This is a genomic window from Streptococcus rupicaprae, from assembly GCF_040545225.1.
GTDB lineage: Bacteria > Bacillota > Bacilli > Lactobacillales > Streptococcaceae > Streptococcus > Streptococcus rupicaprae.
The window spans coordinates 1-17221 of sequence record NZ_JBEPLO010000003.1; the positions used below are offsets into that span (position 1 = coordinate 1).

Consider the following 17221-nt stretch of genomic DNA (forward strand, 5'->3'; position numbering starts at 1 on the left):
AGGCAATCAAGCTGTTCAGACAGAAGTCGGATTCCTCTTCATGAGCATGAATCTCACAAAATTGGCCAAGAATCTAGGCTCAAAAACTTCAAAAATTCAAAAACCACACAGTGATTCTTTCATCTTGATTGTTTTCAAGACAGAAATCACTGCGTGGTTTTATTTTGAAACTAGTTTTTGCCCGGCCTCTTTCACTTTTTTAATTTTACGTTTTCGATCAGCATAGCTGTACATGGAGAAACCTTCTCCCAGCACCTGGCGCACATCTGATACCGTTACAAAAGCAGTTGAATCAATTTGATTGACCAATTTTTGCAGGTGGATAATCTGGTTATTGTTAACCACGACATAGAGCACCTTCTTCTCTGACTGAGAATAGTGGCCATGAGCATGAAAAACTGTGATTCCTCGGTCAATCGTTGAAGCAATTTCTGAAGCGATTTGCTCATGATGATTAGAAATAATCATGACGGATTTTCTTGGGTTGAGACCTTCTGTCATATATTCCAAGGTTTTGCTTAGGATAAAGACCATAATCAAGGTCACAATCAGTCGCTCTAGCCCAATGATGTAGGTCGAAGCTGAGAGGATGATGAAGTCACACAGCATGAGCCCACCAGCAAAGCTAATGCCCAGGTATTTTCGCATCATCATGGCAATGATATCCGTTCCAGCTGATGTCCCATTTCCACGGAGAATGAATCCTAGAGCGATGCCCGCTAAAACACCTCCTGCAACAGCAACCACAAGGATATTGTCTGAATGAAAGGCGGGTGTCTTGAGGGTATTCATAAACAGACTCAACATAGTCATGGCGTAACTGGTAAATAAAAGGGTCCTCTTTTCCAAAAAACGCCACCCTAAAATCAATAGTATCCCATTGATGATAAAGTTCATGGTCCCAATTCTAACCTTAAAGACATAATAAAGCAGGATGGAAAGACCTGTTACTCCACCACTCCCAAAATCATTTGGAACAATGAGGCTATTGACTGACACAGCATATAAGGCAGAGCCTAAGGTAATAAAGAAAATTGAACCCAAAAAGTCCATTAGCGTCATGTCAAATACTTGTTTTACTTTTGCAATCATAAGTCATCCTTTCACAGGATAACATTATACCATAAGATCAGACATTTGAGGAAACAGAAAAACTATGTCATCCAAAAAAATAATTGGGAGTAGAGACAAAATCAAATTTTATAGAATAGATGATTTTGTTCCTACTCCCTTCATTTTCTATTTTACTCCGATCGAGGAGGTTTATTGAGGATAGGCAATGTTGACTCACTTAACTGATAGCTCGACAACAATTGCTGATTAAGCTGATCAAAATAGAAAGGTCTGCTGTACTCAATGCCAGTCAATCTGGCTAATTCAACTAACTTTTTTAGGAAGGTTTGAGAAGAGAAATTAGTGGTCCGCCTCAATTCTTCCTCATCAAAGGGTCTAATCAGGTGGGCCAGAGGATTACGCACTGAACGCTCCAATTCTCGCAGGTTAGCAACCGCATCTTTAATTGGTTCCGAGAAATCGAGCAACAAGATTAACCGTGCTAAACTGCTGGATGTCACACCAGGTCCTGTTTTGAAATCACGTAAGACCGGATGGGAAGATTGTGCGAGCACTTCTCGCTTCCAAACATCGTAGCGATCGTCCTTATTATCTAAGATATAGGTCTTTATATCTGGAACTTTTGATGATAAGAGGCGCATGAAAAGCCGATAAATAATGGGAGAAACGGCTCTAACAAAGTCGATAATCTGCCCCTTCTTAAGTTTAGCTTCAAGATCTAAAAGGTAATTAGCGATCTGCTCCTCGGCAGCTCCTTGATTCATGACTTGACCACTTTTTAGAGCAGGCTCAATATTGAGTTCCAGCCGTTCCTTCAAGACATAGAGCTCGTCCAGCAATTCTTTTGGGGTCTGAGCGACTTTACTCGCAAATTGATAGGCGACATCGTACTCATAAAGCTGAATCAAAAGTGCCAGAGTATTTTTTTCACTGGTATTCATTAATCAATCAGGGTCTCAAGGCCGACCTTCATCATATCGGTAAAGGTATTTTGGCGTTCTTCAGCTGTTGTGTCTTCTTCTGGATTGACCAAACTATCAGAGATGGTCATAATTCCTAGAGCCTGTACGCCATGTTGAGCAGCCAGATAGTAAAGGGCTGCAGCTTCCATTTCAACGGCGTAGACATTCATCTTTCCAAGTTCCAGATGAGTCTGACCGTGTTTCGAATAGAAGACATCTGAAGATAGGACGTTGCCAACGTGGGTTGTTAAGCCCATGCCCTTGGCAATATGATAGGCTTTGTCCAAAAGTTCAAAATCTGCAATTTGCGGGAAATCAAAACCAGGCCAGTCATTACGAATGATGTTTGAGTTGGTTGCGGCTGCCTGGGCCAAGACCAACTCGCGCACATGCACGTCCTTATTTAGAGAACCTGCAGTCCCGACACGAATTAATTTTTTCACCCCATACTGGGTGATGAGTTCATTCGCATAAATGGAGATGGACGGCAAGCCCATACCTGTTCCCATAACAGACACACGTTGCCCCTTATAAGTCCCAGTGTAACCAAACATGTTGCGGACTTCATTGAAGCAAACAGCATCTTCAAGAAAATTCTCCGCAATGAACTTGGCACGCAAAGGGTCACCAGGAAGCAAAATTTTATCAGCGATATCGCCAGGTTTAGCAGAAATGTGGATTGACATAATAATGATACAAAGGGCGTTAAACGGACAAAAGCAAAATAGGAAACGGACCGACGACGCTCGCGTCTAGGTCATGTTTGTCTTTTTGGCACCGTCCGTAGCCCGTGTTCAAATCCCTTGAACACGAAGCCCATTCCTTTCTTAATTTTAATTATTTTTTACAGAAAGTAACAAGAGATTGACAGTCATTTTTCGAATGTTCCACCCATGTTCACATCAAATGAACAAACTCTCCTTCCTTTCTTTAAAGTTGTTTTGAATCTTGCGCGAAAGGTTAGTTAGCCCGTGTTCAAATATCTTGAACAGGACGGCCTATTCCTTTCTTTTTTACAATATAGCCAATATGGCAAGGAATTACTGGATTAGACCCTATTTTTTCTCTTTTATTTCAGCCAACAAGCTGACAAAACAAATAGCAGCTGCGACAAACAAGAGTGGGGCGACCTTATTGCCCAATAGAGATAAGATGATTGCTCCAATCACTTGCAGGATAATCCCTGCTAGCATCCATTTTTGATAGTTACTCATATCTATTATCCTTTCCTCAATCACCTGATGTTGAAAATCCAATGACCAACAGGACAAGTGAAAATCCTGACAACATCAGACCTAAATCCGCTCCAGAACGCCATGGATAAAGTCCAATTTTGATGTTTTTTCATTGTGTTCCCCCGTTCATGATTAGCTCATCGTTACCCAAAGCTTCAGCTCTTCTTTTTAGTAGAAATCGTTAGGGATAAGAAGAATAGTCCAAAGAGCAATCTAAGAAAAAATTATCCCATATTTCCTGCAACTTGAAAAGCTAACAGAAAACTGACCGCTGCCAAAATAGTAAAGATCTAGGTAAGATAGTTTTTCATAGAAATACTCCTTCGTTTGTCAGGAATTTACAAGACCGCCAAAATCGCCTTAATCAAGCCCTTGAAGTTGCCCTTGATTTTTTGGGTCACTTCAACCACTTCTTCGTGATTGAGTTCTTCTTGGAAGCCTGCCGCATGGTTGGTGATGGCTGAGATACCAAGGACCTTGAGACCTGAGTGTGCTGCGATGATGACTTCTGGTACAGTGGACATGCCGACAGCATCTGCTCCCAAGGTCTTGAAGGCACGGATTTCAGCTGGGGTTTCATAGGTCGGACCTGAACAACCGAGATAGACTCCCTCTTTCAAGTCAATACCAAGATCTTTCGCTACGTGATGCGCTACTTCTTGGTAGTCTTTGGTGTAGGCATTGGACATATCTGGGAAGCGTGGCCCAAATTCATCAAGGTTGGCACCAATCAATGGATTGGTCCCTGTGAAGTTGATATGGTCATTGATCAGCATAAGCGTTCCTGGGCCATAGTTAATTCCACCAGCCGCGTTGGTCACGACCACACTGTGGCAACCCAAGGCCTTCATGACACGGACTGGAAATGTGACAGTCTCCATCGGATTGCCTTCATAGAAGTGAAAACGCCCTTGCAAGGCCAGAACCTTGCGACCAGACAAATCACCGTAGACCAACTTGCCGGCGTGGCCGACCACGTGCGACTGCCCCCAGTGAGGGATGTCAGCATAGTCGAGAATGATGGCGTTTTCGATTTCTTCGGCCAATTCCCCCAAACCTGATCCCAAGATGAGACCAAATTCAGGTTTGACCATACCTTTTTCTTCCAAAAAGGCTTGCGTTTCACGGATGTTTTCAAGTAATAACATAGGATTTCCTTTCTTAGTTAACAAAATGTCTCTTATATTTTATATGACTCGCGATATTTCGCTCCAAATCTTTCTCGTCCCAAAGCTGCAATTCCCAAGGATAATAGAAGTTATTCTTGTTCTTAAAGTAGATATGGATGCCTGTGTATTCATCCTTGTCACGTAAATACCAATTTTTGAGTCCGAATTTCTCCTGCCAGTCGTCTAATCGCTCCATGACCAGACTGATTTCCTCCGAGTTCAGAATCATCCGAACCCCAAAAATATCATTTAAAATCGAGTTGACAGGATAACCTTCTGCCCGTTGCTGAAAACGGGCAATCTTGTCCAAGATTGATTCTGCGGTCTTGACACGGTAGTAAAAGGTGATATCCTTGGTATCCGACCGCATCAGGTAATCGTTGATGGACTCATGTAGGTTGAGACGGTAGGACAGGATATGCTGAGTGGGTACTTTGGCAAAAGTGTGTTTGAGATTGACCTTCTCTACCTTACCTGTTTCAAAATAATCTTTTGAGTATTGCAGGTGGAGTTTGTTAATCTCATCAATCAAGCGTTCAACTTTTTCCAGCATGGCTACTCCTTTATGATAATATTTCTTTCTGCTGATGTAAGAAAGATAAGATTCGACGATTAAAATCTTTTGCTTCGAGGTAGAGACCGTGACCAAATTGGTCGTAATGATAATGTGGACAATCTAGTTTTTTGGCTACTTCTGTGGAAGTTCTTGCCCCTATAACCTTGTCAGCATTCCCACCACTAACAAATACAGGGCAAGAAATGGCAATTAAATGTGATGAATTGTCAAAATTTAGTAGGGATTGGCACAGATATATAAACGTTTCGGATCTTTTAATTGAAATCGGCTCGCTAAAAGAGCTAAGAGCCAGCGGTACTTTTTCAGTTAAGAATCCGAAAAAGTTTTGGCCATCATGTCTAAAAAGAGCTCTTTGTTTCTTCCCAATTCGGCTAAATTTATCCAACCTTCTACTGTTTGCTTCATCGTATCATTAACCTTGTCGGCCATTGTCACAAGGGCTAGCCGACTAACTAGTTCTGGATACCTCTTTGCTAAAACCTGCGCAATCATCCCGCCTTGAGAGACGGCGATCATATGAACCTTGCTTAAACCAAGTCGCTTCATTGCAAGTGCTAAATCGTCAGCCATATGATCAATACTATAACCACTCTCTATCTCATCTTTGCGATCAAACAGATAGACACGATAATGACGGGAAATTGTCGCAACGAATATACAAGTTGAACGGCTTGATCATGAACACGATTTGGACTAAGTCCCTGAATAATCACTAGTGGAGACTTGCCCTTACCAAATGCAAGGTAATCCATACTGGAATGTCCAACAGCAACCGATGCTTTCTCAATCTTAAACATGTGGAGCTACCAACTCCCAAACCCGCTCAGGAGGTCGGCAAATCAGCGCTTGACTTCCTGTAACCACAATAGGCCGTTGAATGAGGGCTGGGTACTTGACCAGGGTCTCGTAGATAGCCTGGTCTTCTAGGCCGTCTGGCAACCCCAGTTCTGCATAAAGCGGATCCGTCTGGCGAATCAAGTCCTTGGCGGGTAGGCCAAGGGCTTTCAGCTGGTCAAGACCGGGTGGGTCGGTCAGGTAGTTGATAACTTCTGGCTCGTAGCCTGCCTCGGTCAAAAGTTCTAAGACCTTGAGAGACTTGCTGCAGGACTGGTTGTGGTAGATGGTTACTTGTTTCATCTCTTTTCCCCTAATTTAGCAAAAATAGACTGCTCATTCAGACGCAGTGGTTGAGTGGCTTCTCTTCGCCAAATGGCTGTGAGAAACCTACTCAACTGTGCGGGGGCAGTACGACAAAATCGGACGCTCTACCTGAGCGATTTCTGTACTGCTCCCTTTGCCATTTTACACCAACTCCGCCAAGAAGCTCTCCCCAATCATGGCCTTGTCCACGCCGAAGTTGTCAGCGATGGTGGCTGAAATGTCAGCAAAGTGGCCTACTGGCAGGACACCTGCCCCCTTAAAGCTTGGGCTGTAAGCCAGGAGTGGCACATACTCACGGGTGTGGTCTGTTCCTGCATAGGTCGGGTCGTTGCCGTGGTCAGCCGTGATAAGGAGCAAGTCCTTGTCACCCATGGCATCAAAAATCTCTGGCAGACGGGCATCAAACTCTTCCAAGCAGTCACGGTAGCCATCTGGGTTGCGGCGGTGGCCGTAAACGGCGTCAAAGTCCACCAAGTTAGTGAAGGACAGCCCTTTGACAAACTCTGGTTTTTTCAGGGTTTCTAGCAAGACATCCACCCCGTGCATGTTGTCCTTGGTGTGACCTTGGTCCTTGTTAATGCCTGCACCGTTGAAGATGTCGTTAATCTTGCCGACAGCATAGGTGTCAATGCCAGCCTCGTTGAGCTTGTCGAGGACGGTTGGCTCAAACGGTGAGGTCGCATAGTCGTGACGGTTGCTGGTGCGGCTAAAGTTGCCTGGCTCACCCACATAAGGGCGGGCAATGATCCGACCAAGCAGGGCTGGACGCTCCAGAGTAATGGAACGAGCATACTCACAAATCTTATAAAGTTCTTCCAGAGGAATGATGTCCTCGTGGGCAGCGATTTGCAGCACTGGATCAGCTGAAGTATAGACAATCAGCTCGCCCGTCTCCATCTGTCGAGGACCAAAATCATCAATAACCGCTGTGCCAGAATAAGGCTTGTTGGCTTCACGGATGATTTTACGGCCTGAGAACTCTTCAATCTTGGTCAAGATTTCCTCTGGGAAACCATCCCAGAAGGTATCAAAGGGCTCAGTGATGTTAAGGCCCATGATTTCCCAGTGGCCTGTCATGGTGTCTTTTCCAAGAGAGACTTCTTCCAGTTTGGTCACATAACCGGTTGTATTTTCCTCTCTCTCAATGCCTTTAAGTGGTGTCTCACGAGGAATATTGCCCAAGCCAAGCTTGGTCATGTTTGGCAGTTTTAGACCTGATACTTCTGCGATGTGGCCCAGGGTATCTGACTTACTATCGTCTTCTCCTGCATTGTAAAAATTGACAGCGTCTGGCTGGGCTCCAATCCCCACTGAATCCATAACGATGACGTGAATCCGATCAAATGTTGACATTATTTCTCCTAATCTAGGGTGGTTACGGTTGACACCCAAAACCTATAATTTTTTAAGAAATTTAAACTTCCAAAGTACGAACACCCTCTAGTCCGCCGACAATAACCTTGTTAACCATCCCGTTGAATAGACCGTGTTCAACGACACCAACGGTCGCATCTAATTCCTGAGCCAAAGCTTTGGGATTATCAATCTTCTTTAAATCCAGATCAATAATAAAATTGCCCATGTCAGTGATGTAACGGCTATTATCCTTCATACGAAAAGACGGGCTATAGCCTTTGTTTTCAAAATGGAGGAAGAGATTTTCAGCCCCGTACTGGACGACTTCAACAGGGAGTTTAAAAGCACCCAACTGGTCAACCAACTTGCTCTCATCCACAATCCAAATATATTTTTGGGTATAAGTAGCTACGACCTTTTCCATGAGAAGGGCGCCACCTCCACCTTTGATACCATTAAAATAAGGATCCACCTCATCTGCTCCATCAACGGTCAGATCAACGGCCTCTATTTCTCCGATATTCTTAAGCGGTATACCTAGACGTTTTGCATGATCACTAGTCACGCTGGATGTTGTCACTGCAGTGATTTTTAGTCCTTCATCTCTAATCCTGCGCCCCAACTCTTCGACAAAATAATAAGCTGTAGAGCCAGTTCCAAGACCAACAATCATGCCATCTTGGACATATTTAGCTGCTTCAATGCCGACTAATTCTTTAAAAGCTGTCATTTTAACCTCCATCTTTGATATATTTATCATTATATCATTTTTTCCGAACTTTTGACAGCGCTAACTATTGGCGGAATAACTCGGATATTCAGGCTCCCCGGGATCAGCAACATCTACTCTACTTTACCGTACTCGTCCAAAACATTCAAGAGCACAAGGCAATGTTCTGTGACACATTACCTTCATGGATCAAAATAAAAAACGAGCGAATGATGATTAGTTCAACGCTACTAATGATCATTCGTCCGTTTCGTCAAGGTATTTTATCATCTATTCTAATGGTTTAATCGCTTCATCTTCTTAGATGTTAGTGGGATGACTTTTTCAAAGCCAGACCAATTAAAGCTAGGCAGGAGAGTAAAATACCTGTGATAAGAGCTGGGATTCCTCTGACATCTCCTGTCTTAGGCAAGTTTTTAGCACTTGAAGCTGCAGTCATTGTTTGAGCAGACTTCGAATGTTGCTTTTGATTGACTAACTGATTGTCAGGTTCCTTAGATTGTGTTGGCTTCGTTGTTTCTTTGGGCTTCTTGGTCTGATCAGAGCCATTCTGTTTTGATTTCTTTTCTTCTTGATTTTTAGAAGTATCCATAGGAGTTTTTGACTTATCTGTCTTTTTAGGACTTGGTTCACCATCTTGTTTTTTGACTGACGGCTTCACGATTTGATCCCTCGACAGAGCAACAGAGATTTCTTGCCCTGGAAATGCATTAGCTAACGATTTGCCATTGACCAAAATATCATAGAACATGCCATCAATTAAATGGCTATCAAAGGCGACTCGACCATCTTTGTCAGTTTTTGCTTCAGCAATCAAGCGCCCGTTTTTATCTTTGAGAGTAACTGTCTGATCAGCCAACCCTACTGCTTCTTCATCACGCACCTGAACAGTCAAGACTTGCTTGCTGTCGACTGGCTTACTTGTTCCTACTCCATCAACGATGAAAGCTCCGAAGCGTTCATCGCCATCTTGACCAGTTCGAACGGTATGCCCTTGAGACTTCCCGTCCACCAGCACGCTTAGACTTCTGAGCAAAGGCAAACCGGTTAAAACAGCGCGACCATTCTCATCTGTTTTGGCTGTAGCGACCTCATTGCCTTCGCCAGTCGTAATATCAATCAATTTCACAACACGGTTAGGCAGGGCGTTACCTGATTGGTCAACAACAGTCGCTACAAAGGTGAATTGACCAGATACAGGTGATGCATCATGCTCATGTTCATGATGGTGATGACCATCGTTAAAAGGCTTGGTCACATCAATATCTGCCACTAAAATAACATGGTGATGATCATCATGTGGGTACATCAAAGCCTTGCCTTTAGGTGTATCCAGTACCGTAACCTTATCCAAGTCAACTCCTGCGCCTTTAGCCACATAAGCGCGTTTAGCTTCTAATTCATCAACTGGTGTAGGCGCTACAGTAGTCGGCTTAACAATCTCACTACTTTCTAAAAAAGCGACACCATCTTGTCCAGGTCGAAGTTTAGTTTTCGCTTTGCCATTAACGAAAATATCATAGAAGGTTCCGTCAATCAGGTTGTCAGCAAACGTCACCTGACCATTTGCTTGTGTTACCGCATGTCCTACAACTTGCCCGGTAGGATCTTTTACCTCAACGGTTTGCCCAGCTAAACCTTCTGCTTCCTCATCTACTACCTTTATCATCATTTTTTGTGTACTGTAGTTTGGAGTGTCTATACCATCCTCAGGTAACGTAAAACGAGCCACCATCGCTTCACCAGCTACCCCACTTCTAATAGTGTAACCTTTGTCTACGCCATTCACACTAACGCTGTAGTTAATATTGAGAGGTAGACTAGAAAATACGGCCATGCCTTTATCATCTGTTTGTGCTGAGAGGCTTTGCCCATTTCCAGTAGTTGGGGTCAGACTGACTGTCTTGTTAGCCAAAGTCTTACCATTTTCACCTAAAACGATAGCTGTAAAGCTGAAATTTCCCTGCTCAGCAGTAACTGCTGTATGTGTGTGGGCAAAAACCGTAGGCTCTGTTTCAGCTCCCACTAAAGTCACTGTTGCTAAGGCTGCAACTGTCAATAATCTAATTCTGTTAGAGGTTGTCATTCTAAAAAATCCTTTCTGAATTTAGTTAACTAGTTAAATTATTTTACCATCATTTGGTTAACCGGTCAATTATTTTTTGAAAAAATTTTAAAAAACTCTAGAATAAAGGAAAAAATTATATGATCATTTGGACACAAAAAAAGAGGACCGAACTCCAGCAAACGAAAGAGTCTTGGTTTTACTTTCGTTTTTCAGAGTTCAGTCCTGAGAGTGAAATGGCCTGGCAACAAGCTTTCTCTATTGAAACTAACGTTTTATTGGCTAGGCTCCAACATTGACCTAATCAACTTGTGCGAGGTGGGAGTGAAACTGTCCAGCGGACAGTTTTAGGTCTGAACCTTGAAATAAGCTAACGAAGGCGAACTCTTTTTCCATTGCCGGAGTTCTTTCCCGCTCCTTTTAACCCGAAGCTTAAAAATTAGGAAAGTGAGGAAAATCGAATTCTCACAAATAACCGATTTCTGTCTCGCTCTCCTTCTTGCTCACTCTTGTAACAGCAACTAATTGACAGACATTTTGGGGATCCGCTGGCAATGCCGCTTCAGCTGAGATCTTGAAATGCGAAAGCGAGAGATCTTTTCACTGCTCAAAGCTTTTTAATTTCCTGACCAACCAGCTATAATCTTCAAAAGCAGATCACTAGGCAATAACCCTAGTCACTGACTAGTCTAACTCCCTCAGCATCTACTTCCTCTAGGAGCTCTGCTATGCTTTTCATAAAAATAGGGTGCTGAAAGCTTGGTGCAATATCAGCCAAAGGGACCAGGACAAAGGCACGCTCCTGCATCAAGGGGTGCGGAATGGTCAGATGTGGCTCTCGAATCACTTCATGACCATAGAGCAGAATATCAATGTCCACCGTACGCGGCCCCCAGTGCTCATGGCGTTCTCGCCCCAACGATAACTCCAAAGCCTGGGTATGACGAAGCAAGTCCTGTGGCGAGAGCCCTGTGTCAACACTGAGGCAAAGGTTGAGAAAATCAGCCTGATCCGTCTTGCCCCACGCGCTGGTCTCGTATAAGGGAGAAACAGCCAGCAAGTGGGTAGCTGGCAGATCTTTCAATCCTTGAACCGCCTGTTCTAAATAATTGGCCCGATTCCCCATGTTACTACCCAAACTTAAAAATACCTGACTCATCTACGACGCTCCAAAGTGATTCCGACATGAGCATAGTGGCCAGCAATCGGCGGGTTTTCCTTTTTGATGGTTAAACGGATCCCTAAAACAGCTGGATACTGGTCGAAAATATCCAGGCAGATAGCACCAGCCAAGCGCTCAATGAGCTGGAATTTTTCCGTCTCCACCCGATTTTTAATCGTCTCAAAAACCATTCCGTAATGAACGGTATCAGACAATTGGTCCGACAGACTCGCTGCCTGCAAATCAACCTCTAGCTCGCAATCCACCACGAAAATCTGTCCCAGCACCTGTTCCTCAGCAAGGGCACCATGATAGCCATAAAAGCGACAATCTTTCAAAAAAATCTTATCCATCTTCACCTCAACTGTTCTAAAACCCTAATCACGTCACGGTTAGCTGCGACATGATGAACCCTGACCATCTGGCAGCCCTTAGCAAGAGCATGGGCTGATAAAGCTGCCGTTGCCTGATCGCGTTCCAAGGGACTTGTTCCCCCACCTAACAGGTGGTCAACCACCCGCTTTCTAGAAATGCCAAATAAAACAGGATAGCCCAACTGGCAAACCTGATCCAACCGCTTCAGCAGATCGATGTTGTGCTGAGGATTCTTGGCAAAACCAAAGCCTGGATCCAACCAGATTTTATCCGGCTTGACGCCCGCATCTAAGGCTGCCTGAGCACGCTCTGCTAGAAAATTACAAACTTCTGCTGTAACATCGTCATAGGTTTCCTCTGTTTGGTTGTGCATAAGAATTATAGGGACATCGTATGCTGCTGCCAAAGCCAACATCTGGCCATCGTAAAGCCCTGCCCAAACATCGTTGATAATGTCTGCTCCTGCTTCTAAGGCAGCCCTCACCGTTTCTGTCTTGTAGCTATCGATTGACACCAGACAGTCAAACCGTTCCTTAATCGCCCTGATAACTGGCACAACACGGGCAATCTCCTCCTCGACTGAGACAAAGGCTGCTCCAGGTCTTGTGGACTCCCCTCCGACATCAATGACATTGGCCCCGTCTGCCAGCATTTGTTCGACCTGAGTCAAGGCCTTATCAAGATTGACATAGTTTCCACCGTCTGAGAAAGAATCTGGCGTCACGTTAAGAATCCCCATAATACTCACTCGATTTGCGAGTTCTTGGATTGGAATGCTCATACTACCCCCTTTGAATCATGTCTAGGATTTCGCGTCTTTGATTTATATTTTCCTTAAAAATCCCTTTGGCTACCGTTGTGACGGTCTTGGCACCAGGCTTTTTGATGCCACGCATGGTCATGCACATATGCTCCGCTTCGACCATGACAAAGACACCTTCTGGAGACAAGGCTTCTTCCAAGGCTGTCGCGACTTGTGCTGTCAAACGTTCCTGCAACTGAGGACGTTTGCTAGCCACTTCAACAGCTCTGGCTAATTTGCTGAGACCTGTCACCCTGCCACCGCTTGGCAGATAGGCGACATGGGCTACTCCATAAAAGGGGACCAGATGGTGTTCACACATAGAGTAAAAGGGAATATCCTTGACCAGAACGACCTCTTCATGCCCTTCTGAGAAAACAGCGGTAAATTCATCCTTGGGATCCTTATCCAGACCAGTCCACATCTCTTGGTACATCTTGGCAACCCGTTTGGGCGTATCAAGGAGTCCTTCACGCTCAGGATTTTCTCCCAAAGCTTCTAAAAGCTGGCGAACTGCTGCTTCGACTTGTTCTGTCTGTGTCATATTTTCCTCATTTTCATTTGATATTGGTTTTCTAAGAAATTTCTACGGACCTGTGAGATAAAGTATAAGGATCCTGTCACCACATAAAAGCTACCAGATGACGCAGGCTCCATCTGCGCCAGCCATTGCCTAAAATCACCTACTCTTGGCAGCTGCGACGGATAATCTGACAGAGCAAGCGCTGTCGGATAATCAAAAGTCGTTACCGTTACTTTCCCAACGGCTTGTAGCTGGTCTAACATAGACTCAATCGGTTTTCCAGCAATGGCAGCCACCAAAATAGAAATCTGCTTATCGCCATAGTGGTCTCTGAGTAAGTCACAAAGCGCTTTGACAGACTCATTATTGTGGGCTCCATCTAACATCAGATTGTCCGTTATACGTTCGGTTCGCCCGACCCAGGAACTTGTTGCCAAACCTGTCTTGATCGTTTCCGTTGTGAGTTTTGAAAAATTCTTCATCAGTAAGAAACAGGCTTTAATCGCGAGGCTGGCATTGACGATTTGATGGCGTCCAGGAAGACCAGGAACAATTCCTGACAAATGATTGCCTTCCTTATCTTTGTAATCCCCGGCCTCAAGAGAAAAATCTACACCTTCCTGATAAAGGGGGGCTCCAACAGACTGACAAACCTCTTCAAAAACAGCCGTCACATCCTGACGATCACTGGCAAACAAAAAGGGAACAGCCGATTTGATGACTCCTGCTTTTTCACGAGCGATTGCCGCATGCGTATCGCCAAGAATGGCCTGATGATCCAGGCCGATAGATGGGCAAATGCTCAAAATTGGCCTGAAAACATTGGTCGAATCCAGACGTCCACCGAGACCTGCTTCTACTAGTACCACATCAACTGGTTCAACCTCTGCAAAATAGAGGAACATCATGACTGTGATCACTTCAAACTCTGTCGCAGGTTCAAGGCCAGTCGCTTCAGGCAAAGCCTCTACGATCGAATAGACACGATTGACCAAGCCCACCAGAGCCGACTGATCAATCATCTGGCCGTCAACGGATATTCTCTCCCTAAAATCGACGATGTAAGGGGAGGTAAAAGAGCCGACCTTGTAGCCACTCGCCGTTAAGATATGCTGGAGGTTTGCCACTGTAGACCCTTTGCCATTAGTGCCCACAATATGGACACCCTTGATTTTATTTTGAGGATTGTCCAATTGTTCCAGGAGCCACTCGACTCGTCTGAGCCCTGGCTTGATGCCAAACTTTAATTTTCCGTGAATCCATGCTAAACACTCTTCGTAGCTAGCAGGTTTATTGAGCTGACTCTGCCCCATCAATCTCTCCTTATCTTATCCAAACTCTTCCCCCGTGCCAGCTCGTCAATGATCTTATCCAGATAGCGTATTTTCTGCATCAAGGGGTCTTGGATTTCTTCGATGCGCACGCCACAAATGGTTCCCTTAATCAGTTCTGCACTGGGATTGAAGGCTGGCGCTTGTTGGAAAAAATCAGCCATGCTAAGTTTTTCTTCCAAGACCTTTTCTAAACCTGCTTCATCATAGCCAGTCAACCAAAAAATTAAGGCATCTACTTCTTCCTTAGATCGACCCTTGCGCTCAACTTTTTTGAGATACAAGGGATAGACACTTGCAAATGACATCTTAAAAATCTTCATAGGGCTATTATACCATAGAGTCAAACAAGACTCTCACTCCAAGCAAGCTTTATGCTTACTTTTTCAGTCGAAACACTTGCCAGTCTTTCACCGCTTTTCTTGCTTCTAAATCGCTTTTACGCTACAATAGGCTTATGATTACCAAAGAATTTGATACCATTACTGCTATTGCAACCCCTTTGGGAGAAGGGGCTATCGGCATTGTCCGTTTATCTGGAACGGAGGCTCTGGCCATTGCCAACCGTGTCTTCAAGGGAAAAGATTTAGAAAAAGTTACCAGCCACACCCTGACCTATGGCCATATCATGGACCCGCAAACCCAAAAAATCCTCGATGAGGTCATGGTCTCTGTCATGTTGGCTCCTAGGACTTTTACTCGGGAGACAGTCGTTGAAATCAATACCCACGGCGGGATTGCTGTGACCAATGAAATCCTGCAACTCCTTCTTCGTCAAGGTGCCCGTATGGCAGAGCCTGGAGAATTCACAAAGCGCGCCTTTCTCAATGGTCGTGTTGACCTGACCCAGGCTGAAGCTGTCATGGACATCATCCGAGCCAAGACCGATAAGGCCATGAATATCGCCATTAAACAACTGGATGGTTCCCTCAAGTCCCTCATCACCAATACACGTCAGGAAATCCTAAATACCTTGGCCCAGGTCGAAGTCAATATCGACTATCCCGAATATGACGATGTCGAAGAGATGACCACCCAATTGTTACGAGAAAAGACGCAAGATTTTGCCAGTCTCTTGTCCAACCTTTTGAGAACAGCTAAACGTGGCAAAATTCTCCGTGAAGGGCTTTCCACGGCTATTATTGGTCGTCCAAATGTCGGTAAATCAAGCCTACTCAACAATCTTCTCAGAGAAGACAAGGCCATCGTGACGGATATTGCAGGGACAACCAGAGATGTCATTGAGGAGTATGTCAATATCAAGGGGGTCCCCCTCAAGCTGATCGATACCGCTGGTATCCGAGAAACGGATGATATCGTTGAAAAAATCGGTGTGGAGCGCTCTAAAAAAGCCCTTGAAGAAGCAGATTTAGTCCTTTTGGTTCTCAACAGCTCTGAAAAGCTGACCGACCAAGATCGTCAACTTCTAAAAATCAGCCAAGACAGCAACCGCATCATTCTCCTCAACAAGACTGATCTTCCACAGGCCATTGAAATTCAAGAACTGCCAGAGGATGTTATCCCTATCTCAGTGCTTAAAAACCAAAATATCGATCAAATCGAAGACCGCATTAACCAACTCTTCTTTGACAATGCGGGTCTGGTTGAACAAGATGCCACCTACCTGTCCAACAGCCGACATATCTCCTTGATTGAAAAAGCCCTCGAAGCCCTCGAAGCGGTCAATACAGGGCTTGCTCTTGGCATGCCGGTCGATCTCCTTCAGGTGGATATGACCCGGTGCTGGGAAATCCTCGGTGAAATCACTGGCGAATCTGCACCAGATGAACTCATCACCCAGCTCTTTAGCCAATTTTGCTTGGGGAAATAGAAAAAACAGTTATCTCACAAAACTAAAAACCACCTGCTTCTTTTCATCCAATAAGATCAGGTGGTTTTATTATATCAATCAAAATTTCCCATTTTTTATATTCTTTCAAAATCAAAATTAGATTGAATGAGTAATAGATGGGTCTGACCGTTACTTACCTTGTGTATCAGCAGTATGTTTTCAGCTCACTATGACAGGTGAAAAGACAGTTTTTGCATATTTATTTAAGCCAAAGTCAGGTATCAGCTTAATTCATCTAATTTTGATTTTAATTCAGTATTACTGACACGGCATTCCATAAATGAATCGAGCCACTACTACTTACAAACTATTGGGAATAATAATATCCCTTAAAAGCTTCTCTTCTTCCTTAATCCTGATGAACAAAACAATCGCATATAAAGGTAAAATAAGGATACAAGTCCATCTGGCATGGCATAATAGTCCCAAGCCAATCAATTCTGGGACAATATTCAAAAAATAATTAGGATGTTTGACTACTCTGAATAACCAGTGATCGACAAATCGATGATTTTTTAGAAGCATCAATTTGACTGTCCAGATATCCCCTAATAATTGCGTTACAAGATAGAGCATAAGCATAGAGAAAATGAGGAGAGCAAGCCCTAACACTCCTAGAGAATCCAAATGAACACGATAAATAATCGATTCAATCAGACATAGCACATAAAATAAGATATGCAATACAGTCAGACGCTTTGTATTTTCAACACCATATTCACACCCACCGTCAGCCAAGATGGCTCGTTCATTGCGGATAGATTTTTTGAGAAATACTAACCTAACTAGAAAAACAATCAAAAGAATTGAAACAACCATATAAACTCCTTTTTAGTTACTACTGACA

The 17221-nt window shown here is 44.1% G+C and carries 19 protein-coding genes and 1 pseudogene; 2 read left to right on the top strand and 18 right to left on the bottom strand.

The window, feature by feature from the left end; genetic code table 11:
- Nucleotides 1-226, top strand: a pseudogene (locus ABID29_RS01660) (IS5/IS1182 family transposase); the annotation flags it as partial.
- On the opposite strand, the gene ABID29_RS01665 reads toward ABID29_RS01660, so the two are convergent.
- The 17 genes from ABID29_RS01665 to ABID29_RS01745 form a co-directional block, all read right to left on the bottom strand.
- Entirely contained in the window at nucleotides 160-1092 is a 933-nt protein-coding gene (locus tag ABID29_RS01665) for a YitT family protein (RefSeq protein WP_354363950.1), read from the bottom strand. The pseudogene ABID29_RS01660 and the gene ABID29_RS01665 overlap by 67 nt on opposite strands.
- Before the next feature lie 152 nt (nucleotides 1093-1244).
- Complete coding sequence (locus tag ABID29_RS01670) at nucleotides 1245-2015, bottom strand: hypothetical protein (RefSeq protein ID WP_354363952.1); 771 nt, start codon at nucleotides 2013-2015, stop codon at nucleotides 1245-1247.
- Entirely contained in the window at nucleotides 2015-2722 is a 708-nt protein-coding gene (gene deoD / locus ABID29_RS01675; RefSeq protein ID WP_354363954.1) for a purine-nucleoside phosphorylase, read from the bottom strand. Before deoD ends, ABID29_RS01670 begins: the two co-directional genes overlap by 1 nt.
- Before the next feature lie 369 nt (nucleotides 2723-3091).
- Nucleotides 3092-3250 carry a hypothetical protein gene (locus ABID29_RS01680; RefSeq protein ID WP_354363956.1) on the bottom strand — a complete coding sequence of 53 codons (159 nt, stop codon included), beginning with the start codon at nucleotides 3248-3250 and terminating at the stop codon, nucleotides 3092-3094.
- Between the two features lie 359 nt (nucleotides 3251-3609).
- A complete protein-coding gene (locus tag ABID29_RS01685) occupies nucleotides 3610-4419 on the bottom strand; it encodes a purine-nucleoside phosphorylase (RefSeq protein ID WP_354363958.1) in 810 nt (269 codons plus the stop codon).
- Nucleotides 4420-4432: 13 nt separating this feature from the next.
- A complete protein-coding gene (locus tag ABID29_RS01690) occupies nucleotides 4433-4993 on the bottom strand; it encodes a nucleotidyltransferase family protein (protein ID WP_354363960.1) in 561 nt (186 codons plus the stop codon).
- A 330-nt stretch (nucleotides 4994-5323) separates the two neighbouring features.
- Complete coding sequence (locus ABID29_RS01695; RefSeq protein ID WP_354364138.1) at nucleotides 5324-5674, bottom strand: alpha/beta fold hydrolase; 351 nt, start codon at nucleotides 5672-5674, stop codon at nucleotides 5324-5326.
- 132 nt (nucleotides 5675-5806) lie between these two features.
- Complete coding sequence (locus ABID29_RS01700) at nucleotides 5807-6154, bottom strand: arsenate reductase family protein (protein ID WP_354363962.1); 348 nt, start codon at nucleotides 6152-6154, stop codon at nucleotides 5807-5809.
- A 165-nt stretch (nucleotides 6155-6319) separates the two neighbouring features.
- Nucleotides 6320-7531, bottom strand: coding sequence for a phosphopentomutase (locus tag ABID29_RS01705; RefSeq protein WP_354363964.1), 1212 nt, complete (start codon nucleotides 7529-7531; stop codon nucleotides 6320-6322).
- 61 nt (nucleotides 7532-7592) lie between these two features.
- A complete protein-coding gene (rpiA, locus tag ABID29_RS01710) occupies nucleotides 7593-8264 on the bottom strand; it encodes a ribose-5-phosphate isomerase RpiA (protein WP_354363966.1) in 672 nt (223 codons plus the stop codon).
- Nucleotides 8265-8571: 307 nt separating this feature from the next.
- Complete coding sequence (locus tag ABID29_RS01715) at nucleotides 8572-10350, bottom strand: MSCRAMM family protein (protein ID WP_354363968.1); 1779 nt, start codon at nucleotides 10348-10350, stop codon at nucleotides 8572-8574.
- A 652-nt stretch (nucleotides 10351-11002) separates the two neighbouring features.
- The gene (folK, locus tag ABID29_RS01720; RefSeq protein ID WP_354363970.1) at nucleotides 11003-11488 is read right to left on the bottom strand and encodes a 2-amino-4-hydroxy-6-hydroxymethyldihydropteridine diphosphokinase; all 486 of its coding nucleotides are present in this window, start codon (nucleotides 11486-11488) and stop codon (nucleotides 11003-11005) included.
- Entirely contained in the window at nucleotides 11485-11844 is a 360-nt protein-coding gene (gene folB, locus ABID29_RS01725; protein WP_354363972.1) for a dihydroneopterin aldolase, read from the bottom strand. Before folB ends, folK begins: the two co-directional genes overlap by 4 nt.
- A 2-nt stretch (nucleotides 11845-11846) precedes the next feature.
- Entirely contained in the window at nucleotides 11847-12647 is an 801-nt protein-coding gene (gene folP / locus ABID29_RS01730; RefSeq protein ID WP_354363974.1) for a dihydropteroate synthase, read from the bottom strand.
- 1 nt (nucleotide 12648) lies between these two features.
- Nucleotides 12649-13212, bottom strand: a complete 564-nt coding sequence (folE, locus tag ABID29_RS01735; RefSeq protein WP_354363976.1) for a GTP cyclohydrolase I FolE — start codon at nucleotides 13210-13212, stop codon at nucleotides 12649-12651.
- The gene (locus ABID29_RS01740) at nucleotides 13209-14504 is read right to left on the bottom strand and encodes a bifunctional folylpolyglutamate synthase/dihydrofolate synthase (protein WP_354363978.1); all 1296 of its coding nucleotides are present in this window, start codon (nucleotides 14502-14504) and stop codon (nucleotides 13209-13211) included. The genes folE and ABID29_RS01740 overlap by 4 nt, the downstream gene beginning before the upstream one ends.
- Nucleotides 14504-14830, bottom strand: coding sequence for a DUF2200 domain-containing protein (locus ABID29_RS01745; protein WP_354363980.1), 327 nt, complete (start codon nucleotides 14828-14830; stop codon nucleotides 14504-14506). The genes ABID29_RS01740 and ABID29_RS01745 overlap by 1 nt, the downstream gene beginning before the upstream one ends.
- Nucleotides 14831-14979: 149 nt before the next feature.
- Between ABID29_RS01745 and mnmE the strand changes: the two genes are divergently transcribed.
- Complete coding sequence (gene mnmE / locus ABID29_RS01750) at nucleotides 14980-16353, top strand: tRNA uridine-5-carboxymethylaminomethyl(34) synthesis GTPase MnmE (protein ID WP_354363981.1); 1374 nt, start codon at nucleotides 14980-14982, stop codon at nucleotides 16351-16353.
- 321 nt (nucleotides 16354-16674) lie between these two features.
- On the opposite strand, the gene ABID29_RS01755 is transcribed toward mnmE, so the two are convergent.
- Entirely contained in the window at nucleotides 16675-17193 is a 519-nt protein-coding gene (locus tag ABID29_RS01755) for an isoprenylcysteine carboxyl methyltransferase family protein (protein WP_354363983.1), read from the bottom strand.
- Nucleotides 17194-17221 lie beyond the last annotated feature (28 nt).